At 58.7% G+C, this 644-nt stretch carries 1 protein-coding gene; it reads right to left on the bottom strand.

From position 1 onward, the window contains the following. A partial coding sequence (locus tag DDE77_RS19285) for a rhodanese-like domain-containing protein (RefSeq protein WP_108399108.1) occupies positions 1–260 on the bottom strand: 260 nt, incomplete at its 3' end. Between the last annotated feature and the right edge of the window lie 384 nt (positions 261–644).

Raw genomic sequence — 644 nt, 5'->3', positions numbered from 1 at the left:
GCGCAATGCAGGATCACGGGTCGATCCTGAGTCAGGTTCTTGTCGTGGTACTGTGTCGAGGCGTCCGCACGAAATTCCAGCATGCCGCGAGGAACGTGGACTGATCCTGGGATCTTACCGCTGGCCTGCAACTCAGGTATGTCCCGAACATCGACGATGACTGCATTTTGCTCTGCAACCATCCGTCGAGCTTCTTCTGGCGTTATGCGGGGAACCTCGGCGTTTGCGGCCGCTAGCAAGTCCTTCACGTTAGTGGGCATAAGCTTTCCTTCCTGCAAATTGGTTTGCAACTCGGGACGGTAAGAAGCCAGAACCCACCCGATGAACACAATAGCTCGGAAGGACGGCGCGGACCCGATCTTCGACAGACGATCTGCCGCCCATGCTGGTCCCCACCGACTATGACATCGCCACTGGCCCTGGATGGCGTTGGCCTATTCTCGACCAATCGGGAGGGCATTGCTATTGACCGGTTATGAAACCGCCCGCTACGCACCGAGCCAGTTCACTCGTTCAGACCCGCAGCCTGATGAGCCGATCGATCGGCAACATCGCCTGCTTCGCGGATTTCGGCTTCTGTTTGACCAAGCGCACGAGCGCCTTCTTCAGCGGATCGGCGTGCAGCGGCAACAGCATCCCGGCGC

Origin of the sequence: Devosia submarina (assembly GCF_003056345.1) — a bacterium.
GTDB classification, from domain to species: Bacteria; Pseudomonadota; Alphaproteobacteria; order Rhizobiales; family Devosiaceae; genus Devosia; species Devosia submarina.
Note: the sequence above shows the minus strand (reverse complement) of the source record. Positions and strands in the feature narration are given on the sequence as shown.